This window comes from Nocardioides sp. (assembly GCF_035503875.1).
In the GTDB taxonomy this organism is placed as follows: Bacteria; Actinomycetota; Actinomycetes; order Propionibacteriales; family Nocardioidaceae; genus Nocardioides.
Genome location: NZ_DATJTA010000080.1, coordinates 36,472 through 59,334, shown reverse-complemented (window position 1 = coordinate 59,334; position 22,863 = coordinate 36,472). Strand labels below are relative to the sequence as shown.

Sequence of the window (22,863 nt, the reverse complement as noted above, 5' to 3'; positions counted from 1 at the left end):
TGAAGAGGGGTCCTGAGCGTGGGGTTTCGGTGCACCCCCACCTGCGCCCTATGTTGAGGGGGTGCAGTACGCCAACTCGCTCCTAGACCTGATCGGCAACACCCCGCTGCTCCGGCTCTCGCGGTCGCTCGACGCGCTCGCGGGCACCGAGGGCCCGATGGTGCTGGCGAAGATCGAGTACCTCAACCCCGGCGGCTCGGTGAAGGACCGCATCGCGACGCGCATGATCGAGGCCGCCGAGGCCTCCGGCGCGCTGCAGCCGGGCGGCACGATCGTCGAGCCGACGTCGGGCAACACCGGCGTCGGGCTGGCGATGGTGGCCCAGCAGAAGGGCTACCAGTGCGTCTTCGTCTGCCCCGACAAGGTCAGCGAGGACAAGCGCAACGTGCTGAAGGCGTACGGTGCGGAGGTGGTCGTCTGCCCGACCGCGGTCGAGCCGGAGCACCCCGACTCCTACTACAACGTCAGCGACCGGCTCGCCTCGCAGCCCGGCGCCTGGAAGCCCGACCAGTACTCCAACCCGCACAACCCGCGTTCGCACTACGAGACCACGGGACCGGAGATCTGGAAGCAGACCAACGGCAGGATCACGCACTTCGTGGCCGGCGTCGGCACCGGCGGGACGATCAGCGGCATCGGCCGCTACCTCAAGGAGCAGAACCCCGAGATCCAGGTGGTCGGCGCCGACCCGAGCGGCTCGGTCTACAGCGGCGGCAGCGGCCGGCCGTACCTCGTCGAGGGCGTGGGCGAGGACTTCTGGCCCGAGGCCTACGACCGCGACATCGCCGACCGGATCATCGAGGTCTCCGACGCCGACTCGTTCGCCTACACGAGGCGGCTGGCCCGCGAGGAGGCGCTGCTGGTCGGCGGGTCGTCGGGCATGGCGGCGTACGCCGCGAAGCAGCTCGCCGAGGAGCTCGCCGCCGAGGGCCGCACCGACGCGGTGATCGTGGTGCTGCTGCCCGACTCCGGGCGCGGCTACCTCGGCAAGATCTTCAACGACGGCTGGCTGGCCCAGTACGGCTTCCCGAGCGGCCACGCGCCCGCCGTCCGCACCGTCGGCGAGGTGCTGCGCGGCAAGGACGGCCGGCTGCCCGACCTCGTGCACACCCACCCCGGCGAGACCATCGCCGAGGCGGTCGCGATCCTGCAGGAGTACGGCGTCTCGCAGATGCCCGTCGTCCGCGCCGAGCCGCCCGTCGTCGCCGCCGAGGTCGTCGGGTCGGTCTCCGACCGCGCCCTCCTCGACTCGCTGTACGCCGGCTCCGCCAAGCTCGCCGACCCGGTCTCCGACCACATGTCGCCCCCGCTGCCCACCATCGGCTCCGGCGAGGACGCCTCCGCCGCCGTCGCCCTCCTCGAGACCGCCGACGCCGTCCTCGTCCACGAGGACGGCAAGCCCGTCGGCGTCCTCACCCGCCAGGACCTCCTCGGCTTCCTCGTCGGCCCCTGACACTGGTCGAGGCCGACTGCCGGCGTACGGGGTGACGCTGGTTGAGGTGTGACGAGCGCTAGCGAGGAGCCTCGAAACCGGGTGAGTAGAGGGGCAGCCTCGATCGGCGCCGTCTGTCGGCGTACGGGGTTTCGAGGCTCACCCGCTAGCGCGGCTTCGCACCTCAACCAGCGTCGAGTGACGCTGGTTGAGGTGTGACGAGCGCTAGCGAGGAGCCTCGAAACCCGGTGAGCCGATCGTCGGCCTCGACCGGGAGATCAGCCGCCCTCCTCGCGCGACCGCCGCTGGACCGCCGCCCGTCGCGAGAGATCGGGGAGCGCGTCGTACTCGCCTCGGATCAGCGCCTCGCGCTTGCGTCGGCTCCAGCCCTGGATGCGTTTCTCGTAGGCGTAGGCCTGCTCGATGGAGTCGAACCACACGCTCCACACGAGCTCGACCGGGCGGCGCCGACGCGTGTACGCCGCGCCCTGGTCCGGGCTGTGGTTGTGCTGCCACAACCGCGCGTCCAGGTCCCAGGTGCTCCCGGCGTAGAAGGTGTCGTCGGCACAGCGGAGGAGGTAGGTGAAGGGCATGACCGAGGTTCGCCTGGTTGCCGAGCAGGCGGCAATCACGAGAAGCATCGGCTGTGGACAGTGGCGGCTGCTTGTCGGCGTACGGGGTTTCGAGGCTCACCCGCTAGCGCGGCTTCGCACCTCAACCAGCGTGGAGGATCCCGGCGCAGGGTTCGTTGAACGGGACTGATCGCCATCCCGGGGTCCAGAACAGGGGAGGATGTCTATTCTTTCAGAACCTGTTCTAGTTCCAGGAGGCGACGGATGACGGCGACACCCGCGGTCGAGGGGTGGTTCACGACGGGGGCGGAGCCGGCGTTGCTGGGGTCGCGGTGCACGACGTGCACGACGGTGTACTTCCCGCCGCTGACCGCGGGGGCGTTCTGCCGCAACCCGGCCTGTGACGGTGAGGAGTTCGCGGAGACCGAGCTGTCGCGGCGCGGCCGGGTGTGGTCGTACACCGACGCCCGCTACCAGCCGCCCCCGCCGTACGTCCCGGTCACCGACCCGTTCGAGCCGTTCGCGCTCGCGGCGGTCGAGCTGGCCGAGGGGCTGACCGTGCTGGGACAGGTCGCGGACGGCTACGGCGTGGACGACCTGAAGGTCGGTGCGGAGGTCGAGCTCGTGGTCGAGACGTTGTACGCCGACGACAGCGGCGACCGGAGCATCTGGCGCTGGAAACCTGTTATCGAGCTCGGTCAGGAGGCCGACCAGTGAGCACGAACTCGGTAGCCGTCCTCGGGGTGGGCATGCACCCGTGGGGCAAGTGGGGCAAGAGCTTCGTGACGTACGGCGTGCACGCCGCGCGCGCGGCGCTCGCCGACGCCGGTGTCGCCTGGAGCGATGTCGACCTGGTGGTCGGCGGGGAGACGGTCCGCAACGGCTACGGCGGGTACGTCGCCGGCGCGACCTTCGCCCAGGCGCTCGGCTGGAACGGCGCCCGGGTCGCGACGTCGTACGCCGCCTGCGCGACCGGCGCCCAGGCGCTCGACACGGCCCGCGCCCGGATCATGGCCGGCCTGTGCGAGGTGGCCCTCGTCGTCGGCGCGGACACCACGCCGAAGGGGTTCCTCGCGCCGAACGCCGGCGAGCGCTGGGACGACCCGGACTGGCTGCGCTTCCGGCTGCTCGGCATGACGAACCCGGCGTACTTCGCGCTCTATGCGCGCCGCCGGATGGACCTGTACGGCGCCACGCAGGAGGACTTCGCGCAGGTCAAGGTCAAGAACGCCCGCCACGGCCTGGAGAACCCCTACGCCCGCTACCGCAAGGCGGTCAGCGTCGAGGACGTCATGTCGAGCGCGGTCGTGAGCGACCCGCTGCACCTGCTCGACATCTGCGCCACGTCCGACGGCGCCGCCGCGGTCGTCCTGACCAGCGCGGACTACGCGGCCCGGCACGGCCTGGCCGACCCGGTGCGCGTGGCGGCGGTCTCGACGGTGACGCCGACCTTCCCGAACACCGTCATGGACATGCCCAACCTGTCCACGGACTCCAGCGCCGCCACGGGCGAGCCGGAGCGGACCTTCAAGGAGTCGATCGCGTACGCCGCCTACGAGGAGGCCGGCATCGGTCCCGAGGACGTCGACGTCGCCGAGGTGTACGACCTGTCCACGGCGCTGGAGCTGGACTGGATCGAGGACCTCGGGCTGTGCAAGCGCGGCGAGGCGGAGCAGCTGCTCCGGGCGGGGGACACCACCCTCGGCGGCCGGATCCCGGTCAACCCCTCGGGCGGGCTGGCCTGCTTCGGCGAGGCCGTCCCGGCGCAGGCGCTGGCCCAGGTGTGCGAGCTCACCTGGCAGCTCCGCGGCCAGGCCACGGGCCGTCAGGTCGAGGGCGCCAAGGTCGGGATCACCGCCAACCAGGGTCTTTTCGGCCACGGGTCGTCGGTGATCCTCAGCGTGTGAGCGCGGGTCAGGTGGCGTCGTCGATCTCGTCGACGTAGACCCACCGGCCGCCGCGGCGCTCGAAGCGGGAGTGCTCGTGCCGCTCGCCGGGCACCCCGCCGCGCTCGTACGACGCGACGAACTCCACCCGATCCTCGCTCGCGCCCAGGATGCGCAGGCCGGTCCAGGTCAGGGTCGGGTCCGGCTCGAGTTCGGCGGGCCGGGTCCGGGGGTGCCAGGTCCGGAAGACGTGGTCGAGGTCGCCGACGGCGTACGCCGCGTACCGCGAGCGCATCAGCTCCTCGGCGGTCTCCGCCTGGGCTGCGCCGCGGTGCAGGCGCCCGCAGCAGGCGTCGTACGCCGTCCCGGATCCGCAGGGGCAGGGGCGCTGGAGCTGCATGGCGGCGACGGTACCGGTCGAGACCTTGGTCCCGTCCTGCTGGGCCGACGGCCCGTGCCGGGGCGGACGGCGTCCTCGGCAGAATGAGTCCATGGAGACCTTCACCAGCATCAGCGCCGTCCCCGCAGGCACCGTCGTCGTCGGGGTCGACGGGTCCGAGGGTGCCGCGCGCGCCGTGCGCTGGGCCGCCACCGAGGCCGACCTGACCCGGCGCCCGCTCGTACTCGTCCACGCCTGGACCCTCCAGGGCGGTACCTGGTTGGACCAGGCGGGCATCGACCACCGCGAGGTGGCGAAGGCGATCAAGGCCGATGCCGAGCAGCTGGTGCGGACCGTGCGCGACGAGGTGCTCGCCGTCCGACCCCACCTCACCGTGCACGAGCTGGTCGTCCAGGCGGACGCGCGCGAGGCGTTCGAGGAGCTCTCCCGGACGGCGAGCATGGTGGTCGTCGGGTCCCGCGGCCGCGGACCGGTCCGGAGCCTGCTGCTCGGCTCGGTGAGCGTGGCCGTCTCCCGCCAGTCGCACTGCCCGGTCGTGGTGGTGCGCCCCGGCATCGAGCAGGCGACCGGCGGCATCCTGGTCGGCGTCGACGGCACCCCGGCGTCCCAACCGGCCCTGGAGCTCGCCTTCCGCGAGGCGTCCCTGCGCGAGCTGCCGCTGACGGTCGTGCACTGCTTCTGGGACGCGCAGGTCGCGACCCTGCCGGCCCACCAGGTCCCCGACGACGCGATGGCGGCGTACGCCGACCTGGAGCTGATGGTCGCCGCGTCGATGAGCGGCCTGCGCGAGAAGTACCCGGACGTGCAGGTCGAGCGCGTGCTGTGGCGCGGGCTGGTCGACGAGGCCCTCGTCGCCGCGTCCGGAGGGCGCGACCTCACGGTCGTCGGGCTGCGGAGGACCAACGGGCTGCGCAGCCTGATCCGGGTGCCGGTCGCTCCGGCCGTCGTCGAGCGGGCCGACGGCGCGGTCGCCGTCGTACCCCACGAGGCCGAGACGGACGCCTGACGATCGTTGCGATGCTGAGTACGTTGGTCGAGTGACCTCCGCACCCAGCATCAGCACCGTCGGCGAGCTCCGGGCCTCGGGCCACGTCCCCAAGCCGCTGCGCACCGAGATCCGCGACAACCTGCTCGCGATGCTCCGCGAGGGCGTGGACCCGTGGCCGGGTCTGCACGGCCTCGAGAGCACGGTCATCCCGCAGCTCGAGCGCGCCCTGATCGCCGGGCACGACGTGGTGCTGCTGGGCGAGCGCGGCCAGGGCAAGACCCGGCTGCTGCGGACCATGGTGGGGCTCCTCGACGAGTGGACCCCGGTGATCGCCGGCTCCGAGCTCGGCGAGCATCCGCTCGAGCCGATCACCCACGCCTCGCGCCGCCGCGCGCTCGAGCTCGGCGACGCGCTGCCGGTCGAGTGGCGCCACCGCGACGAGCGGTACGCCGAGAAGCTCGCCACCCCCGACACCTCCGTCGCCGACCTGATCGGCGACGTCGACCCGATGAAGGTGGCCGAGGGACGCTCGCTCGGCGACCCCGAGACCATCCACTACGGCCTGATCCCGCGCAGCCACCGCGGCATCGTCGCCATCAACGAGCTGCCCGACCTCGCCGAGCGGATCCAGGTCGCGATGCTCAACGTGATGGAGGAGCGCGACATCCAGATCCGCGGGTACGTCGTACGCCTCCCGCTGGACGTGCTCGTGGTGGCCAGCGCGAACCCCGAGGACTACACCAACCGCGGCCGGATCATCACCCCGCTCAAGGACCGCTTCGGCGCCGAGATCCGCACCCACTACCCGCTCGAGCTCGACGACGAGGTCGCGGTGATCCGCCAGGAGTCCGACCTGGTCGCGGAGGTCCCGGACTTCCTGGTCGAGATCCTGGCCCGCTTCACCCGCAACCTGCGCGAGTCGAGCTCGGTCGACCAGCGCAGCGGCGTCTCGGCCCGGTTCGCGATCGCGGGCGCCGAGACCATCGCCGCCGCGGCGATCCACCGCGCCAGCGTGTGCGGCGAGGACGAGGCGGTGGCCCGGGTCGTCGACCTGGAGACCGCGGTCGACGTGCTCGGCGGCAAGATCGAGTTCGAGTCCGGCGAGGAGGGCCGCGAGGCCGAGATCCTCACCCACCTGCTCCGCACCGCGACCGCCGAGACGGTGCGCCAGCACTTCCGCGGCATCGACTTCGCGCTGCTCGTCGACGCGCTCGAGGCGGGCCAGATGGTCGCGACCGGCGAGCGGGTCACCGCCCGCGACTTCCTGGCCGGGCTGCCCGTGCTCGGCGAGTCGGAGCTGTACGACGAGGTCTGCGACCGGCTCGGCGCGCGCAACGACGGGGAGCGCGCTGCCGCCATCGAGCTCGCCCTCGAGGGGCTCTACCTCGCCCGCAAGATCGGCAAGGACTCGGACGGAGCGGAAACCGTCTATGGCTAACTTCACCCCACGAAACCGTACGAGTGCGGCGCTTCGCGCGAAGACCGCACGCTTCCGCGGGGACCCCGAATGACCCGGCGGAACGGTTCTCGAACGCGGTTCAAGCGGTACGAGGGCGGCGACCCGCTCGCACCGCCGGTCGACATCGCCGAGGCGCTGGACGCCATCGGCGAGGACGTGATGGCCGGCTACAGCCCGGAGCGGGCGATGCGCGAGTTCCTGCGCAGGGGCGGCCGTGATCAGGCCGGCCTCGACGACCTGGCCCGCCGGGTGGCCGAGAGGCGGCGCGAGCTGCTGCAGAGGCACAACCTCGACGGCACCCTGCAGGAGGTGCGCGAGCTGCTCGACCAGGCGGTCCTCGAAGAGCGCAAGCAGCTGGCGCGCGACGCGATGATGGACGACGCCGACCGGGCGTTCCGCGAGATGCAGCTCGAGAACCTCTCGCCGAACGTCGCGTCGGCGGTGAGCGAGCTGTCGTCGTACGACTGGCAGAGCCGGGAGGCGCGCGAGGACTACGAGAAGATCAAGGACCTGCTGGGGCGCGAGCTGCTCGACCAGCGGTTCGCCGGCATGAAGGACGCGCTCGAGAACGCCACCGACGAGGACCGCGCGGCGATCAACGAGATGCTCGGCGACCTCAACGAGCTGCTGGAGAAGCGGCAGCAGGGCGTCGACACCCAGGAGGACTTCGAGTCCTTCATGGACAAGCACGGCGACTTCTTCCCCGAGAACCCGCAGAACCTCGACGAGCTCCTCGACGCGATGGCCCAGCGGGCGGCGGCCGCCCAGCGGATGCTCAACTCGATGAGCCCCGAGCAGCGCCAGGAGCTGATGGAGCTCTCCGCGCAGGCATTCGGGTCGCCGCAGCTCATGGAGTCGCTGTCCCGCCTCGACGGCAACCTGCAGTCGCTGCGCCCCGGCGAGGACTGGGGCGGCTCGGAGCAGATGGGCGGCGACGAGGGTCTCGGGCTCGGCGACGGCACCGGCGTCTTCCAGGACCTGGCAGACCTCGACCAGCTCTCCGAGCAGCTGTCCCAGTCGTACGGCGGGGCGCGCATGGACGACCTCGACCTCGACAAGCTGGCCCGCCAGCTCGGGGACCAGGCGGCCGTCGACGCGAAGACCCTGCAGCAGCTGGAGAAGGCGCTGCGCGAGCAGGGCACCATGCGCCGCGACTCCACCGGCCAGCTGCAGCTGACCCCGAAGGCGATGCGCCAGCTCGGGAAGGCGCTGCTGAAGGACGTCGCCGACCGGATGACCGGCCGGCAGGGCCAGCGCGAGCTGCGCCGGGCGGGTGCCGCCGGCGACCTGTCGGGGTCGACCCGGGAGTGGGCCTTCGGAGACACCGAGCCGTGGGACATCCCGCGTACCGTCCTCAACGGCACCCTGCGCCGCGCCGGCGCCGGGGGTGGCCCGCTGATGGAGATCGGCGACGTCGAGGTGCAGGAGACCGAGGCCCGCACCCAGGCCGCGGTCGCGCTGCTCGTCGACACGTCGTTCTCGATGGCCATGGACGGCCGGTGGGTGCCGATGAAGCGCACCGCGCTGGCGCTGCACACGCTCATCCGGTCGCGCTTCCGCGGCGACGACCTGCAGCTGATCGGCTTCGGCCGGCACGCCGAGGTGATGGACATCGAGCAGCTCACCGCGCTCGACGCCATGTGGGAGAAGGGCACCAACCTGCACCACGGGCTGCTGCTCGCCAACCGGCACTTCCGCAAGCACCCCAACGCCCAGCCGGTGCTGCTGATCGTCACCGACGGCGAGCCGACGTCCCACCTCGAGCCCGACGGCGAGGTCTTCTTCAGCTACCCGCCCCACCCGCTGACCGTCGCGTACGCCGTCCGCGAGCTCGACAACTCGCGCCGCCTCGGCGCCCAGACGACGTTCTTCCGCCTCGGCGAGGACCCCGGCCTGGCCCGCTTCGTCGACTCGATGGCCCAGCGCGTCGAGGGCCGGGTCGTCGCCCCCGAGCTCGACGACCTCGGCGCCGCCGTCGTCGGCTCGTACCTCGGCTCCCGCGGTCCCGGCCTCGCTGGGGGTGGGTCGGCGTACGGTGACTGGTTCGGGGGGCGTGGGTTCTGGGTGGGGGACTAGGGCCGGGGGTGCGGATTCACCGGTCCACCGGTGAATCCGGACGTTCTCAGCCGACATTCCACCCCAGAACGTCAGGCTCCCCCCGAGTCACGTGACCGGAGTGACCCCTGAGGCATCCAGGTACGCCGCCAGCTCCTCGACCCCGTCGACGATCCGCGGCCCCGGCCGCGCCCAGCTGCCGTCGGCGTCCACCGCGAGCACGGGTACGGCGGGCAGCAGGCCTCCGGCGACGAGCGCGTCGGCCTGCGCCTGGGCGCCGGCCCGGTCGTAGCCGCAGGGGGCCACGACGACGACGTCGGGGTGGGCGTCGTACACGTCCGACCACTCGACACGCGTCGACCTCGCACCGGCGGTGCCGAGGACCGGCTGTCCGCCCGCGAGCTCCACCATCTCGGGGATCCAGTGCCCGGGGGCGTACGGCGGGTCGGTCCACTCCAGCACCACCACCCGGGGCCGGGGGCGGCCGGCCACGCGGGCCGCGACGGCGTCCAGGCGCTCCTGCAGTGACTCGACCAGGGCCGTCGCCGGACCGGTGCGGCCGACCGCGGCACCCAGCGAGACGATCGAGGCGAGCACCTCGTCGACCGTGTGCGGGTCGTAGGTCAGCACGGTCGCGCTGCAGCCGAGGTGCTCGAGGGCGTCGTCGACGGTCGAGACGTCGACCGCGCAGACCGCGCAGAGGTCCTGCGTGACGACGTGGGTCGGGTCCAGCTCGCGCAGCGCGTCCTTCTCCAGCAGGTAGAGGTCCTGGCCCGAGGCAAGCGCGCCGGCGACGTACTCGTCGATCTCGGCGGGGGAGAGGCCCGCGGGCATGGTGCTCGTCGACACGATCCGCCGCTGGCGCGCCTCGGGCGGCGTGTCGCACTCGAAGGTCACCCCGACGACGTCCTCGCCCGCACCGAGCGCGAAGAGGATCTCGGTGGTCGAGGGCAGCAGGGACACGATCCGCACGCCTCGACGGTACCCACGCCCGGACGCGGCACGACCCCCGGAGCGGGGCTCCGGGGGTCGTGGTGGTGGTGCGGGGTCAGCTGGCGGTCTTCAGGGCGAGGCCCGTCAGCTTGATCGCCTTCTTGGTGTTGGGCGCCTTGCCGTCCAGCGACATCGCGCTCGCGCTCACGATGTACTTGCCCTCGCGCACCAGCAGCGAGTGGCTGACGGACTTCTCGCCCGCCATGGTCACCGTGGCCGTGTAACCCCAGCGCTCGTCGCCGAGACGGAACTTGATCTTCTTGATCTTGACCTTCATGTCCTTGCCGGTCGACGGGTCCTTGACCGGGCACTTCGCGCCCTTGGACGTGCCGTGGAGGTACTTGATCGCGTCCTTGGCGTTGCGGAACTTCATCGCCGACACGTAGGTCATCGGCTTCGCGGCGGTGTAGGCGTAGTCGGCCGGGTCGGCGGACGAGTACAGCGCGAACGTGGCCTTCGCGCCCTTGATGACCTTGCCCTGCTTGCCGCACTTCTTGCTGGGCCAGTGCAGCTTCGAGCTGGTCGGGTCGGAGGTGCCGCCGGCGAGGTGCGGGTAGATCTTCGCGACCTTGGCGACCGACGGGACGGCCGGCCCCTTCGCGGCCGCGGTGGCGGGCGCGCTGAGGGCCGTGACGGTGAGGGCGGGGACTGCGAGCGCGATCAGCGCGCGGGTCAGTCGACGAGCGGACATGGTGGTGCTCCGGTTTCCGAGGTGGATGTGGGTGACGGAGCAGACCGTATCGAGGAGGCCGTCCGGTTCGCTCGAGGATTACCCCCTCGCGGACAATCGGGCGGGTGGAGGATCCGACCCTGACCGTGCTCGCCCTGCTGGGGCTGGCCGCGGTGACCGCGGGATTCGTCGACGCGGTGGTCGGAGGCGGCGGCCTGATCCAGCTGCCGGCGCTCCTGGTCGGGCTGCCGCACGCGAGCCCGGTGCAGGTCCTGGCCACCAACAAGCTCGCCAGCATCTGCGGGACGACGGTGAGCTCGGCGACGTACTACCGCCGCGTCCGCCCCGACCCCCGCACGTTCGTCCCGCTGATGGCGCTGGCCCTCGTCGGCTCGTACTGCGGCGCCCTGGTGGCGAGCCGGATTCCGCGCTCGGCGTTCGAGCCGATCGTGCTGGTCGCGCTCGTCGTCGTCGGCGCGTACGTCCTCCTCAAGCCCACCCTCGGCGCCGCGACCGCGCTGCGCTTCTCCGGGCACCGTCATCTGGTCGCGGCCATGGTCGTCGGCGTGGCGATCGGCTTCTACGACGGCGCGCTCGGCCCGGGCACCGGCAGTTTCTTCGTCTTCGCGCTGGTCGGCCTGCTCGGCTACGGCTTCCTCGACGCTTCCGCCAAGGCCCGCCTGGCCAACTGGGCGACAAACCTCGGCGCGCTGCTGCTCTTCGTGCCGCAGGGGGCGGTGCTGTGGAAGACCGGGCTCGTCCTCGGCGCCTGCAACCTCGTCGGCGGGTACGTCGGCGCGCGGGTCGCCGTCTCGCGCGGTGCCCGCTTCGTGCGGGTCTTCTTCATCGTGGTCGTCTCCGCGTTCATCCTGCGGATCGGCGGCGACGTGCTGGGGGTCTGGTGAGCAGCTACCTCACCCTCGCGCGCGATGCCGAGGCGGAGATCGAGGTGAAGCGGTCGCGGTTCCTGGCGACGCTGGTCCGGGTCGAGGACGAGGCCGCGGCGCGGGCCGTCGTGGAGCGGCTGCGCTCGGCACACTGGGACGCCCGGCACCACTGCACCGCGTTCGTCCTCGGACCTCCGCCCGTCCCGGTCGAGCGCTCCAGCGACGACGGCGAGCCCGCCGGCACGGCCGGCGCGCCGATGCTCGAGGTCCTGCGGGGTGCCGGGGTGAGCGACACCGTCGCGGTCGTCACCCGGTGGTTCGGCGGGACGCTGCTCGGCGCGGGCGGCCTGGTCCGCGCGTACGGCGACGCGGTCCGCGCGGGCCTCGACGCCGCCGGCACGCTGCGCCGCTCGCTCGTGCGCGAGCACACCCTGGAGGTCTCCCACGCCGACGCGGGCCGGGTCGAGACCGAGCTCCGCACGCGGGGGATCACCGTCCTCGGCACGTCGTACGCCGCCCGCGCGACGCTGCTCCTCGGCGTACCTCCCGACGGCGTGGAGCGGCTGCACGCCCTCGTCGCCGAGCTCACCGCCGGCCGCGGCGAGCTCCAGCCAGCCGGCGAGCGCTGGGCCGACGGCTGACCGGACGCTGGTTGAGGTGCGAGCGAAGCGAGCCTCGAAACCCGCCGAGCAAACAGACGGCGCCAACCCGGCGCCGCCCCTCGTAGGGTCTCGACATGACCCCCGCCTGGGTGACCGCCTTCCTCGACCTCGCCCCGGAAGACCATGCCGCCGCGGTCGAACACTGGCGCGGCGTCACCGGCCACGGGTTGTCCGCGCCCCGCGGCGACCACGACGAGTTCGCGTCGTACCTTCCACCCGGCGCCGACGTACACCTCAAGGTCCAGCGGCTGAGCGACGGTCCCAGCCGGATCCACCTCGACCTGCACGTCCCGGCGCTCAGCCCCGCGGTCGAGGACGCGGTGGGGCTGGGAGCGACACTGCTCGACGAGCGGGAGTACGCCGTGCTCTCGTCGCCCGGCGGGTTCACCTTCTGCCTGGTCACCGAACGCAGCGCGATCCGCGCCGAACCCGCGGTGTGGCCCGGCGGTCATTCGTCCTCGGTCGACCAGGTCTGCCTGGACGTCCCGCCCGCTCTCTGGGATGCGGAGGTGGCGTTCTGGGGAGGCCTGACGGGCTGGCCGACGCGGGAGGCGGGCCGGGAGTTCGTGCGGCCCACCCGTCCGCCCGAGATGACGGTGGGGCTCCTGCTCCAGCGCCTGGACGACCCGCAACCGCAGGTGACCGCCCACCTCGACCTCGCCAGCAGCGACCGGCCGGCCGAGACGCAGCGGCACGTCGAGCTCGGCGCGCAGGTGCTGTCGGTGCACGACCAGTGGACGGTGCTGCGCCCACCCGCGGGGTCGCCGTACTGCATCACGGACCGGAATCCGGTCTAGGGTCACCGCGTGAGCCAGTCCAGCGACGAGCGCGCCACCCTCCTGTACTTCCTCCAACGCCACCGCGACACCTTCCGTCGCAAGTGCGGCGGACTCACCTCTGAGCAGCTCGACACCACGCACCCGCCGTCGACGATGACGCTCGGCGGGATGGTCAAGCACCTCGCGTACGTCGAGAACTGGTGGAGCACCGGCGTCTTCCTCGGCCAGGACCCTGGCGAGCCCTGGGCGAGCGTCGACTGGCGCGCCGACGCCGACTGGGACTGGCACAGCGCGAAGGACGACACCCCCGAGCAGATCTGGGCGCTGTACGACGCCGAGGTCGCGGCCGCCGACCGGGTGTACGCCGCCGCCCGCCTCGACGACCTCGCGGCCCGCACCAATCATCACGCGGCCGCCGGCCGGCCCAACCTCCGCTGGATCCTCGTGCACCTGATCGAGGAGTACGCCCAGCACAACGGCCACGCCGACCTCATCCGCGAGTCCATCGACGGTCAGGTCAACTGACTCGGCGATGGGGTTACTCCGGGTCGGCGAAACCCGGCAGCATCTCGGTCAGGATCTCGCGGAACGGCGCCTCGGCGCCGAGCTGGCACAGGACGCCGATGCCGCCGAGCCAGGTGCGGTGGATGAGCAGGTACTGCGGGGGCAGGTTGAGCCGCATCGCCACCGCGTACGACGGGTCGCGCGGGTTGTTGATGCGCTGGAACTGCGCCTGCATCCACTCGCGCGAGAAGCGGAACCGCTCGACCAGGGTCGGCTCCACGAACGGGGAGAGGTAGTCGAGGACCAGGTCGGGGTCGAGGTTGATCCGGTCCTTGACGAAGCCCTCCTCGCGCAGGCCGTCGAGCAGCGCGTCGCGGTCCTGGAGTCCGGCGATCCGGATCAGCCGGCCCATGGCTTCGGGGAGTCCGTCGTCAACCAGGCGTGCCACGGCGCCGAAGTCGAGGACGCCGAGACGCCCCGGCTCGCCGTCGGGGCCGGGCAGCACGCGGAAGTTCCCGGGGTGCGGGTCGGCATGCAGCATGCCGGTGCGGGACGGGCCGGCGAAGAGGAAGCGCACCAGCAGCTCGCCGTAGTGGTCGCGCTCCTCCGGGGTGCCCTCGCGGATCACCTGGGCAAGCGACGCGGGGCTCTCGAGCCATTCGGTGATCAGCACGGTGTCGCCGACGGCCACGACGCGCGGGACCACGATCTCCGGGTCGTCGGTGAACGCGTCGGCGAAGGCGGTCTGTGCCTCGGCCTCGAGGTGGTAGTCGAGCTCGTCGGTGGCTCGAGCCTGCAGCTCCTCGATCAGCGGTCGGATCTCGACCCCCGGCACCAGCGGGCCGATCGTGCGGGCGAGCCGGGCGAGTTGGCGCAGGTCGGAGCGGAGCGCGTCGCCGGCGCCGGGGTACTGCACCTTGACCGCGACCTCGCGCCCGTCGTGCCAGCGCCCCTGGTGGACCTGGCCGATCGACGCGGCGGCGGTGGGACCGCCGTCGAGCCAGACCAGCTGCTCCTTCCAGTCCGGTCCCAGGTCGCGCGCGAGCGCCTCGCGCACCGTCTGGGTCGGCATCGGGGGAGCGGCGTCCTGTAGGCGCGTCAGCTGCTCGCGGTACGGCGCGGCCAGCTCCTCGGGCAGGGCGGACTCCAACACGGACAGCGCCTGCCCGAACTTCATCGCGCCGCCCTTGAGCTCGCCCAGGGTGCGGAAGAGCTGCTCGGCGGTGCGCTGCTGGATCTCGGTCATCACGGTCTCGGCGGGCTGGCCGCCCAGCCGCTTGCCGAGCCCGAGCGCGCTGCGACCGGCGTACCCCAGCGGCAGGGCCGCGAGGCGCGCGGTCCTGGCCACCGCCTTGCGCGGGAGGTCGCTCATGGCACCAGTGTGACGGGCGGGACCCAGTCCGTGCTGGCGCCCGGCCGATGAGGACAGGATGACCTGGCGGCCGGGACGCCGGGCAGCCCATCATCTGCGCATGCGCAGATGGCCCGTCGTCGAGCCGGCATGACCACGGAGCATCGAGGCTGGCGCTGGGTCGCGCTGGCCGTCGCCCTGCTCGCCTCCGGATGCGCGACCGCGAGCGTGGTGCTGCTCCTGGTGCACCAGATGGTCCCGGAGCCGGTGACGTACTGGGTCGTCGACGTCGTCTGCGCCTTCCTGTACGGCGCGGTCGCGGTGCTGATGCTGCCGCGGACCCGGCACCCGGCGGTCTGGATCCTGATGACGGTCGCGCTCGGGTGCGGGTCGGCGAGCCTCGCCACGCAGTACGTCCGCCTCGAGGTCGCCCACCCGGGCGTCCCGGACGGCAACCTGCTGTGGTCGGCCAGCCTCCCGCTGTGGATCCTCGGCACGTACTCGACGGTCGCCGTGCTGCCCTGGCTGGTCTCGCCCGACCGGCCGAGGGGTCTCCCGAGAGTCCTGGCCGTGGCGGGCCTGGTCGCGGTCCTGGCGGCGGCCGTCGCCGGTGCGACGACGATGACGGTCGGCTCGCACGCCAACCCGTTCGCGATCGACTGGCAGCCGTGGCAGGACCTGCTGGTGCGGTTCTGGATGTGGCCCGACCGGGCGTGCGTGGTGATCGGCGCGCTCGGCCTCGTCCGGCTGCTGACCCTCTGGTGGCGGGGCAGGGGCTCGGGGGTGAGCGGCTACGGCTGGCTCGCCATCGGCCAGGCGCTGCTCGTGCTCGCGATGGTGCCGGTCGCGTTCCTGACGAAGCGGCCGGACGAGGTCGTCCTCCAGCTCTCGGGCGCGAGCCTGCTGGCGGCGCAGGTGTTCCTGCCCATCGCCCTGCTGGTCGTGGTCCTGGGTCAGCGGCTGTGGGGCATCGACGTCGCCGTCAGCCGGCTCGCCGTCTGGGTCTCGCTCACCGCGACCGTGGTCGCGATCTACGTCGTGGCGCTCTGGGTCACGCTGCGGCTGCTGCCGGTCAGCGACCAGACCGCCGGCCTGGTCGCGGCCCTGGTCCTGGCCCTGGTCGCGCACCCGGCCCGGCTCCAGCTGCAGCGCCGCGTCGACGCGATGGTGTACGGCGCCGACAGCGACCCGGTCTCCATGCTGACCCGGCTCGGCGAGCGGCTGCGCCAGGGCCGTGCCGCCGAGGCGCTGCCGGCCCTGGTCGAGGGCCTGCGCAGCGGGCTGCGTCTCGGGTCGGTCACCGTCGCCTCCCGGGACCACCCCGACGTACGGGCCGAGGCGCGCGGGACGCGCTCACCGGGCGACGACGCCGTCGTCCTCCCGCTGGTGGTGGAGGGCCGTCACGTCGGCGACCTCACCGTCGTCGCGACGGCGGGGGAGCGGCTCGACCTGCGCACGGTGCGGGTCGTGCGTGACCTCAGCGACCTGGTCGCGGTCGCGCTCGAGCTGGAGCAGACCAACCGGCGGCTCCGGGTCGCCTCGGAGCGGCTGGGGGAGGTGCGGCACGAGGAGCGGCGGATGCTGCGCCGCGAGCTGCACGACGGCCTCGGTCCGGTGCTGGCCGGGGTCGCCCTCGGACTCGCGGCCGCCCGCCGCCGGCTCCGGGACGAGCCGGACGTCGCCGACGAGCTGCTGGCCGAGCTGGAGACGGAGGTCGTCCGGCGCTCCGACGCCGTACGCCACCTGGCTCGCTCACTGCTGCCCGCGCAGCTCGACGACGGGGACCTGGTCGGCGCGCTCCGGGTGCTGGCCCGCCGCTTCGAGGGGACCGGGATCGTCGTCCGGACCTGCACCGACGGGCTGGGCTCGGTCGGCACCAAGCGGCAGATCGCGGTCTACCACGTGGCGGCGGAGGCGCTGCTGAACGCCGTCCGGCACAGCGGAGCGACGACGGTCACCGTCACTGTCAGCGGCGGGGACGGCGACCCGGTGCTGCTCGAGGTCGTCGACGACGGCTGCGGGATCGAGGCGGACGCGGTCCGCGGTGTCGGGCTGCAGTCGATGCGCGAACGGGCCGACGAGCTGGCAGGCACCCTCGAGGTCACCGCCGGGCCGTGCGGCCGCGGCACCCGGGTCGAGCTCCTGCTGCCCTGACGGGACCGCTCAGCGCGGTGTCTCGGGCGCCCAGGCGACGGGTGCCGCCGCCAGGCTCTCCTCGGACGGCATCAGCACCCACAGGATGGGGTAGATCAGGATCTGGCTGCCGGGCACCACCATCAGCAGCAGCACGAACAGCAGTCGCGTGACCCACGGCGTCAGCCCGAAGCGTCGTCCGACGCCGGCGCACACGCCGCCGAGGATCTTCCCGTCCCGGGGGCGTACGAGGCCCTGGCGAGCGAGGCTGGAGCGGATGTCGGTCATGGTGTTCCTCCGGTTGCTGGATCGTTGTCACCAGCATGCGTCGTACGACGCCCCCGCCCCATCGGGATCAGCCCTGGTCCGACCCCGGGACGTGTCCCGGGGTCGGACCGTCGGCTCACCGGACGGTGAGGCGGACCTTCGAGGAGGAGCTGGAGAGCAGCGAACCGCCTCCGTTGAACTTCGCGCGGAGCTTGTACGTGCCGGGCTTCAGCTTGCGCACCGCGACCGTGCCCTTGCCGTTCTTGATCCTGGCCTTGAGCGTCTTCGTGCCGACCTTGACGGTGGCGGTGCCGTTCGCCTTCACGGACGCGCCCGGCACGGCCACGGTGATGGTCGCCTTGGCGCCCTTCTTGGCGGTGGTCCTGGACGTCGACAGCTTCAGCTTGGTGGCCGTCCTGGCCTTGGCGACGGTGACGACGCTCGACCGGGTCGCGATCGGGCTGCCGTCGCCGGGGGCGAAGGCCACGGTGAGGACGTGCTTGCCTGCCGGCAGGCTGGCGGGGAGGGTCGCGACGTACGACGACTGCTGGGTCGCCGATCCGATCCGCTGGCCGTCGAGCAGCACGACGTAGTCGCCGCGGCTGGCGCGGCCGTCGCGGGTGGCGCCGACGGTCACGGCCCGTGCCCGGCCGAAGGTGTTCTTCACCGCCGGGACGCTCAGGGTCGAGGTGGTGACGCAGGTCGTGCCGGTGGTCCACACGACCTTGGCGTAGCCGAGGTCGTACCACGTGTCGACGGCCTGAGCGGCCGTCGTCAGTCCGGCGAGGACGGCCGCTGCGGACGGGAGGGTCCCGGGTCCGGTCAGCGGGTAGTTCAGACCGGCTTCGACCGCGTCGAACCAGGTCTCCAGGGCACCCTCCTCATCTCCGTCGCCGAGGAGCGCATTGAGGGTGGGCGTGAGCGTGGTCTCGATCACGGCCTCCATGCTGGCGTACGCCGCGTCGGCGGAAGCGGGGTCGACCAGCATCAGCGATGACACGAAGTTGTAGAGGTCGATCGAGAGCGCCTGCTGGAGGTCGAACATGAGGCCCATGCCCCAGACTTCCAGCTGCATGCCCACGGCCTGGGTGACCTGGTCGACCTGCTCCTCCGTCGAGGACGGGCCGAGCTTCTGGATGGCGGGCAGGATCTCGGCCTGCAGGGCGAGGAACTCGGTCCTGGCCTTCCACACAGGGTTCGTGCTCTGCGCGAAGTCGTACCACGGCTTCGTGGCCGCCGTGGGCGCCCGACCGGTCGTGCAGACCCGGCCGTCCGAGGCCTGGGCCGTGGGGGCGACGACGGCGGCGCCGGACAGGGTCAGGGCGGCGGCCGCCACGACGGCAGCGGCGGCGCGCGCGGGCGCGCGGGTGATCAGGGACAAGGGAACCCTCCGGAGATGGTCTGAGTGCGTGGGCGTTGGTGCCCGGCGGACCCCCGATGGCGCGCCCCGGCGGAGAGAGTCAAGGGCACCCCGACCGGCGCGGCCAAACCCGACGCCAAGTGCTCCATACAGGTCGGTCCGGCTGCCGAGACCGTCCTTGCGCTCAGCGGGTCGACGAGACGCGATCTCGACCCAGCAGCCGCTCGAGCAGCCGCGGGTCGGTCGGCCAGGCGGCGAGGAGGGTCTCGCGGGGGATGCTGCGGGCGGCGTACCGCAGCAGCAGGATGACCGCGACCACGTCGTCGAGCGGGCCGATCACCGGCAGGAACTCCGGCAGCAGGTCGATCGGCGAGACCACCCACAGCACCGCGACCAGCAGCGCGACCTTGGCCCGGCGGGGGACGAGCGGGCTCCGGCGCAGGGTGCGGGCGGTGGTGACGCACGACGGAAGGAACTCCGCGACCTGCTTCATCAGGCCGTTCGGGAGGCGGGCGGCGAGCAGGACCATCAGCGCGCAGCTGAGCGCCCACAGTGCGAGCGCCACGCCGGCGACGAGCAGGAGACGGTCCACCTCTCGACTGTAGGCGTGCTCAGTCCAGGCAGAACTCGTTGCCCTCGGGGTCGGTCAGCACGAGGTGGCCCGCCGACAGCGGCGGCTCGGGGTCGAAGCGGCGGACCCGGCTCGCGCCCAGCGCGACCAACCGGTCCGCCTCCGCCTCCAACGCGGTCATCCGCTCCTCACCCTGGAGACCGGGGGCCGCGCGGACGTCGAGGTGGACCCGGTTCTTGGCGGTCTTCCCCTCGGGGACCTGCTGGAAGAACACCCGCGGACCGGACCCGTCGGGGTCCTCGATGGCCGAGCGGGTGTTGCGCGCCGCCTCCGGTACGCCGATCTGCGCGAGGAAGTCGTCCCAGGCGGCCAGCGGGTCGGCGCCGGCCGGCAGCTCGACGCCGGGCGGCCCGGGGTGGACGTAGCCCAGCGCGTCGCGCCAGAACGTCGACAGGGCGCGGGGGTCGTGGGCGTCGAAGGTGATCTGGACGTCGCGGCTCATGCGGGGCTCCGTTCGCGGTGGTGTCGGTCGAGCACCACCGTGGCACGCCCAGCGGTCAGATCCTGTCCGCTTCTGCCGCCCGGGACCGATCCGCCGTCTCGGGCTCGATGTGGTGCCGCCGGACGACGAGCAGGGTCCCGACGACCAGGTAGGCCAGGATCGCGGCGAGCGACCCGAGGTAGCTGCCCTGGTCGACCGCGATCGCGGTGCCGGTGAGGATCGAGAAGTCGAACAGTCCGTGGATGACGGAGTTCAGGGCGTTGCCGCGGCTGACGCGCCGGATCAGGTAGAAGAAGTAGCCGGCGAAGCTGACCGCGATGGCCTGGGGCAGAGCCCGGCCGATCTCGCCGGTCAGCGCGTTGCTGATGTGCACGGCGCCGAAGATGATGCTGGACCACAGGGCGACCCGGCCCTCCGTCAGCCCGTGCGAGCGCAGGGTCTCGACGCCGATGCCGCGGAACATGCCCTCCTCGCCCCAGCCGACGAACTGGGTGGCGACGAGGAGGGCCAGGAGGTAGCCGACGTTCTTGTCGAAGAGGTCGGCGTAGTCGATGGCCAGGCCGATGCAGACCGCGAAGATGATCGGCACCGCCCAGACCCAGCGCTGCACCGGGTGGCGGTCGCGCAGGACCGGGTTCCACCAGCGCAGCACGGCCACCATGGCGTAGGTGAAGACGAGGGCGGCCCCGAGCGGGATCCACATCTGCACCATGACGTCCCTGGTGGTGTAGATCCCGTCGTCGACGTCCCAGATCCGGGTGACCAGCAGCCCGGTGCCCTTGATGATCGCCAGGTAGGCGATCACGATCAGGGCGAACCCGCCGTACCCGAGCCGGCGCGGAGTGGTCATGCTCGGACTCTAGGGGCTCGCCCTGCCGGTCAGGCGGTGGTCGGGAACCTGACCCCCGTGTTGGCGTGGCACCGGTAGCCGAACGGGTTCTTGGCGAGGTACTGCTGGTGCAGCTCCTCGGCGTAGTAGTACGGCGTCTCGGAGGCCGGCCGGATCTCGGTGGTGATGTCGCCGAGGCGGCGCCGCTTCAGCTCGTCGCCGTAGATCTTGGTCAGCTCGCGCGCGGTCTGCTCCTGCTCCGGGGTCGTGTAGTAGATCGCGGAGCGGTACTGGGTGCCGACGTCGTTGCCCTGGCGCATGCCCTGGGTCGGGTCGTGCACCTCGAAGAATGTCTTCAGCAGGTCGGCGTACGACACCACGGTGGGGTCGAAGACGATCCGCACGGCCTCGGTGTGGTTGGTGCGGCCGCTGCAGACCTCCTCGTACGACGGGTGCGGGGTCGTGCCGCCGGCGTACCCGACGGACGTCGACCAGACGCCGTCCTTCTGCCAGTAGATCTCCTCGGCGCCCCAGAAGCAGCCGAGGCCGAGGAAGGCGACCTCGTAGCCGTCCGGCACGACCCCGGAGTCGAGGTCGGTCACGACCGGGGTGCCCAGGACGACGTGCTTGTCGCTGAGGGGGAAGTTGCGCTCGCTGCGACCGGGCAGAGCCTGCTCGGGAGCGATGAGCTCGGACTTGCGGTTGAGGAACACGGGGTCTCCTGCCGTCGGAGGAAGTGTTGCTGTGGAAGAACGGTGCCACGGTCCCTGGTGTTCCCTATCCTGGGTGGTATCAGAGCGATACCATGACGAGGTGGCCATGACTCTCCGCACCGACGACGAGCTCGAGCAGGCGCTCAACGACCTGACGGCGGCCCAGGGCCTGTCCCGGCAGGAGGTCGTGCGCCGCGCGGTGCTGGAGATGCGTGACCGTGTCGGGCACCGGGCGCGGGTCGACACGATCGCCGGTGACGTCATCGGGGAGTACGCCGAGGCACTGGACCGACTGGGCACGGTGTGACGGAGGTCGAGTACCTCGACCTCGAGGACCTGCTGGTCTTCACCCGGTTGCTGGACGCCGGACCCGTCAGGGACGTCGGGCTTCTGGACGCTGCCGCTGCCCGCGCCCGATCGACGGTCTTCGGTCAGGACGCCTACCCGACGGTGGAGCTGAAGGCGGCTGCGCTCATCCACTCGATCTGCCGCAACCACGCCCTGATCGACGGCAACAAGCGCCTGGCGCTGGTGGCAGGCGCGACATTCCTCCGACTCAACGGGCGGCGGTTCGCCCTGTCCCAGGATCAGGCTTTCGACCTGATCATGCAGGTGGCCGAGGGCGCTGTGGACCTTCCGGAGATCGCGGCTAGCCTCGAAGGATGAGCGAGCAGCAGCACCGCAGCAAGTCGGGCTTCGAGACCCGGGCCATCCACGCGGGCTACGAGCCCGACGCCATGACCGGGGCGGTGATCCCGCCGATCTACGCGACCTCGACGTACAAGCAGGACGGCGTGGGCGGGATGCGCGGCGGCTACGAGTACAGCCGCTCGGCCAACCCGACCCGCACCGCGCTGGAGGGTGCGCTCGCGGCGGTGGAGGAGGGGGAGCGCGGGTTCGCCTTCGCCTCCGGGCTGGCGGCCGAGGACACCCTGCTGCGGTCGCTGTGCCGGCCGGGCGACCACGTCGTCATCCCCGACGACGCGTACGGCGGCACGTACCGCCTCTTCGACAAGGTGGCCAAGGTCTGGGGGCTGGAGCACAGCCCGGCCCCGATCAGCGACGTCGAACGGGTCGCCGCCGCGATCGTCCCCGGGCGGACCAAGGTGGTCTGGGTCGAGACCCCCACCAACCCGCTGCTCAACATCGGTGACATCGCGGCGCTCGCCGCCGTCGCCCACGACGCCGGGGCGCTGCTGGTCGTCGACAACACCTTCGCCTCGCCGTACCTCCAGCAGCCGCTGACCCTCGGCGCCGACGTCGTCGTCCACTCCACGACCAAGTACGTCGGCGGCCACTCCGACGTCGTCGGCGGGGCGCTCGTGGTCAAGGACCTCGAGGTCGCCGAGCGGGTCGCCTTCCACCAGAACTCGATGGGCGCCGTGCCCGGCCCGTTCGACGCGTTCCTCACTCACCGCGGTCTGAAGACGCTCGCCGTCCGGATGGACCGGCACTGCGACAACGCCGAGCGGGTCGTCGACTTCCTCACCTCCCACCCGGCCGTCGGCGACGTCATCTACCCCGGCCTGGAGACGCACCCCGGCCACGAGGTCGCGCAGCGCCAGATGAAGCGGTACGGCGGGATGGTGTCGTTCCGGGTCACCGGGGGAGAGGCGCAGGCGCTGGCCGTGTGCGACCGGACCGAGGTGTTCACGCTGGGCGAGTCTCTCGGTGGCGTCGAGTCCCTCATCGAGCATCCGGGCCGGATGACCCACGCCAGCGTCGCCGGCACCGACCTGGAGGTCCCGGCCGACCTGGTCCGGCTCAGCGTCGGCATCGAGACCGCCGACGACCTGGTCGCCGACCTGGAGCGCGCCCTGGAGAGTTAGCCGGGGCCGGTCCGGTTACGT

General features: G+C 72.1%; 25 protein-coding genes. 14 read left to right on the top strand and 11 right to left on the bottom strand.

Going from position 1 to position 22,863, the window contains the following annotated elements:
• Nucleotides 1-61: 61 nt before the first annotated feature.
• The gene (locus tag VMF51_RS19035) at nt 62-1,453 is read left to right on the top strand and encodes a cystathionine beta-synthase (RefSeq protein WP_325476039.1); all 1,392 of its coding nucleotides are present in this window, start codon (nt 62-64) and stop codon (nt 1,451-1,453) included.
• Between the two features lie 257 nt (nt 1,454-1,710).
• Here the strand turns inward: VMF51_RS19035 and VMF51_RS19030 are convergent, their stop codons facing one another.
• Nucleotides 1,711-2,025 carry a GIY-YIG nuclease family protein gene (locus VMF51_RS19030; RefSeq protein WP_325476038.1) on the bottom strand — a complete coding sequence of 105 codons (315 nt, stop codon included), beginning with the start codon at nt 2,023-2,025 and terminating at the stop codon, nt 1,711-1,713.
• Nucleotides 2,026-2,268: 243 nt separating this feature from the next.
• On the opposite strand from VMF51_RS19030, the gene VMF51_RS19025 reads away from it, so the two are divergent.
• Nucleotides 2,269-2,721 carry a Zn-ribbon domain-containing OB-fold protein gene (locus VMF51_RS19025; protein WP_325476037.1) on the top strand — a complete coding sequence of 151 codons (453 nt, stop codon included), beginning with the start codon at nt 2,269-2,271 and terminating at the stop codon, nt 2,719-2,721.
• Nucleotides 2,718-3,911, top strand: a complete 1,194-nt coding sequence (locus VMF51_RS19020; RefSeq protein ID WP_325476036.1) for a lipid-transfer protein — start codon at nt 2,718-2,720, stop codon at nt 3,909-3,911. Before VMF51_RS19025 ends, VMF51_RS19020 begins: the two co-directional genes overlap by 4 nt.
• A 7-nt stretch (nt 3,912-3,918) precedes the next feature.
• Here the strand turns inward: VMF51_RS19020 and VMF51_RS19015 are convergent, their stop codons facing one another.
• Nucleotides 3,919-4,290, bottom strand: a complete 372-nt coding sequence (locus tag VMF51_RS19015) for a YchJ family protein (protein WP_325476035.1) — start codon at nt 4,288-4,290, stop codon at nt 3,919-3,921.
• A 91-nt stretch (nt 4,291-4,381) separates the two neighbouring features.
• Between VMF51_RS19015 and VMF51_RS19010 the strand changes: the two genes are divergently transcribed.
• The 3 genes from VMF51_RS19010 (at nt 4,382) to VMF51_RS19000 (ending at nt 8,813) form a co-directional block, all read left to right on the top strand.
• On the top strand, nt 4,382-5,296 hold the full coding sequence (locus VMF51_RS19010) for a universal stress protein (RefSeq protein WP_325476034.1): 915 nt from the start codon (nt 4,382-4,384) through the stop codon (nt 5,294-5,296).
• Between the two features lie 31 nt (nt 5,297-5,327).
• Nucleotides 5,328-6,716: a sigma 54-interacting transcriptional regulator gene (locus tag VMF51_RS19005; protein ID WP_325476033.1), complete on the top strand. Its 1,389-nt coding sequence runs from the start codon at nt 5,328-5,330 to the stop codon at nt 6,714-6,716.
• Nucleotides 6,717-6,785: 69 nt separating this feature from the next.
• Entirely contained in the window at nt 6,786-8,813 is a 2,028-nt protein-coding gene (locus tag VMF51_RS19000) for a VWA domain-containing protein (RefSeq protein ID WP_325476032.1), read from the top strand.
• 87 nt (nt 8,814-8,900) lie between these two features.
• Here VMF51_RS19000 and VMF51_RS18995 read toward each other — a convergent pair whose 3' ends face one another.
• Nucleotides 8,901-9,764, bottom strand: coding sequence for a cobalamin-binding protein (locus tag VMF51_RS18995; protein WP_325476031.1), 864 nt, complete (start codon nt 9,762-9,764; stop codon nt 8,901-8,903).
• A 76-nt stretch (nt 9,765-9,840) separates the two neighbouring features.
• Nucleotides 9,841-10,476, bottom strand: coding sequence for a hypothetical protein (locus tag VMF51_RS18990; RefSeq protein WP_325476030.1), 636 nt, complete (start codon nt 10,474-10,476; stop codon nt 9,841-9,843).
• 104 nt (nt 10,477-10,580) lie between these two features.
• Here VMF51_RS18990 and VMF51_RS18985 point away from each other — a divergent pair, with 104 nt between their 5' ends.
• From VMF51_RS18985 to VMF51_RS18970, 4 genes are all read left to right on the top strand, one after another.
• Nucleotides 10,581-11,360, top strand: coding sequence for a TSUP family transporter (locus VMF51_RS18985; protein ID WP_325476029.1), 780 nt, complete (start codon nt 10,581-10,583; stop codon nt 11,358-11,360).
• Nucleotides 11,357-11,983, top strand: coding sequence for a YigZ family protein (locus VMF51_RS18980; protein ID WP_325476028.1), 627 nt, complete (start codon nt 11,357-11,359; stop codon nt 11,981-11,983). The genes VMF51_RS18985 and VMF51_RS18980 overlap by 4 nt, the downstream gene beginning before the upstream one ends.
• Nucleotides 11,984-12,078: 95 nt before the next feature.
• A complete protein-coding gene (locus tag VMF51_RS18975; RefSeq protein ID WP_325476027.1) occupies nt 12,079-12,801 on the top strand; it encodes a VOC family protein in 723 nt (240 codons plus the stop codon).
• A gap of 9 nt (nt 12,802-12,810) precedes the next feature.
• Nucleotides 12,811-13,308 (top strand): DinB family protein, encoded by a 498-nt coding sequence (locus VMF51_RS18970; RefSeq protein ID WP_325476026.1) that lies wholly within the window; start codon nt 12,811-12,813, stop codon nt 13,306-13,308.
• A 13-nt stretch (nt 13,309-13,321) separates the two neighbouring features.
• On the opposite strand, the gene VMF51_RS18965 is transcribed toward VMF51_RS18970, so the two are convergent.
• Nucleotides 13,322-14,659 carry an AarF/ABC1/UbiB kinase family protein gene (locus VMF51_RS18965; RefSeq protein WP_325476025.1) on the bottom strand — a complete coding sequence of 446 codons (1,338 nt, stop codon included), beginning with the start codon at nt 14,657-14,659 and terminating at the stop codon, nt 13,322-13,324.
• A 129-nt stretch (nt 14,660-14,788) separates the two neighbouring features.
• Here VMF51_RS18965 and VMF51_RS18960 point away from each other — a divergent pair, with 129 nt between their 5' ends.
• On the top strand, nt 14,789-16,792 hold the full coding sequence (locus VMF51_RS18960) for a sensor histidine kinase (protein WP_325476024.1): 2,004 nt from the start codon (nt 14,789-14,791) through the stop codon (nt 16,790-16,792).
• Between the two features lie 9 nt (nt 16,793-16,801).
• Here the strand turns inward: VMF51_RS18960 and VMF51_RS18955 are convergent, their stop codons facing one another.
• The 6 genes from VMF51_RS18955 to msrA form a co-directional block, all read right to left on the bottom strand.
• The gene (locus VMF51_RS18955; protein WP_325476023.1) at nt 16,802-17,059 is read right to left on the bottom strand and encodes a PspC domain-containing protein; all 258 of its coding nucleotides are present in this window, start codon (nt 17,057-17,059) and stop codon (nt 16,802-16,804) included.
• Nucleotides 17,060-17,174: 115 nt separating this feature from the next.
• A complete protein-coding gene (locus VMF51_RS18950) occupies nt 17,175-18,419 on the bottom strand; it encodes an Ig-like domain repeat protein (protein WP_325476022.1) in 1,245 nt (414 codons plus the stop codon).
• 163 nt (nt 18,420-18,582) lie between these two features.
• A complete protein-coding gene (locus VMF51_RS18945) occupies nt 18,583-18,990 on the bottom strand; it encodes a YkvA family protein (protein WP_325476021.1) in 408 nt (135 codons plus the stop codon).
• A 19-nt stretch (nt 18,991-19,009) separates the two neighbouring features.
• Nucleotides 19,010-19,471: a VOC family protein gene (locus VMF51_RS18940; RefSeq protein WP_325476020.1), complete on the bottom strand. Its 462-nt coding sequence runs from the start codon at nt 19,469-19,471 to the stop codon at nt 19,010-19,012.
• A 55-nt stretch (nt 19,472-19,526) separates the two neighbouring features.
• A complete protein-coding gene (locus VMF51_RS18935) occupies nt 19,527-20,321 on the bottom strand; it encodes a CPBP family intramembrane glutamic endopeptidase (RefSeq protein WP_325476019.1) in 795 nt (264 codons plus the stop codon).
• Nucleotides 20,322-20,350: 29 nt separating this feature from the next.
• Nucleotides 20,351-21,013, bottom strand: coding sequence for a peptide-methionine (S)-S-oxide reductase MsrA (gene msrA / locus VMF51_RS18930; RefSeq protein ID WP_325476018.1), 663 nt, complete (start codon nt 21,011-21,013; stop codon nt 20,351-20,353).
• 106 nt (nt 21,014-21,119) lie between these two features.
• On the opposite strand from msrA, the gene VMF51_RS18925 reads away from it, so the two are divergent.
• Genes VMF51_RS18925 through VMF51_RS18915 form a run of 3 tightly spaced genes read left to right on the top strand, consistent with a single transcriptional unit; the run spans nt 21,120 to nt 22,842 of the window.
• Nucleotides 21,120-21,320, top strand: coding sequence for a CopG family transcriptional regulator (locus VMF51_RS18925; RefSeq protein ID WP_325476017.1), 201 nt, complete (start codon nt 21,120-21,122; stop codon nt 21,318-21,320).
• Nucleotides 21,317-21,679: a type II toxin-antitoxin system death-on-curing family toxin gene (locus VMF51_RS18920; protein WP_325476016.1), complete on the top strand. Its 363-nt coding sequence runs from the start codon at nt 21,317-21,319 to the stop codon at nt 21,677-21,679. The genes VMF51_RS18925 and VMF51_RS18920 overlap by 4 nt, the downstream gene beginning before the upstream one ends.
• Entirely contained in the window at nt 21,676-22,842 is a 1,167-nt protein-coding gene (locus tag VMF51_RS18915; protein WP_325476015.1) for a cystathionine gamma-synthase, read from the top strand. Before VMF51_RS18920 ends, VMF51_RS18915 begins: the two co-directional genes overlap by 4 nt.
• Nucleotides 22,843-22,863: the final 21 nt, after the last annotated feature.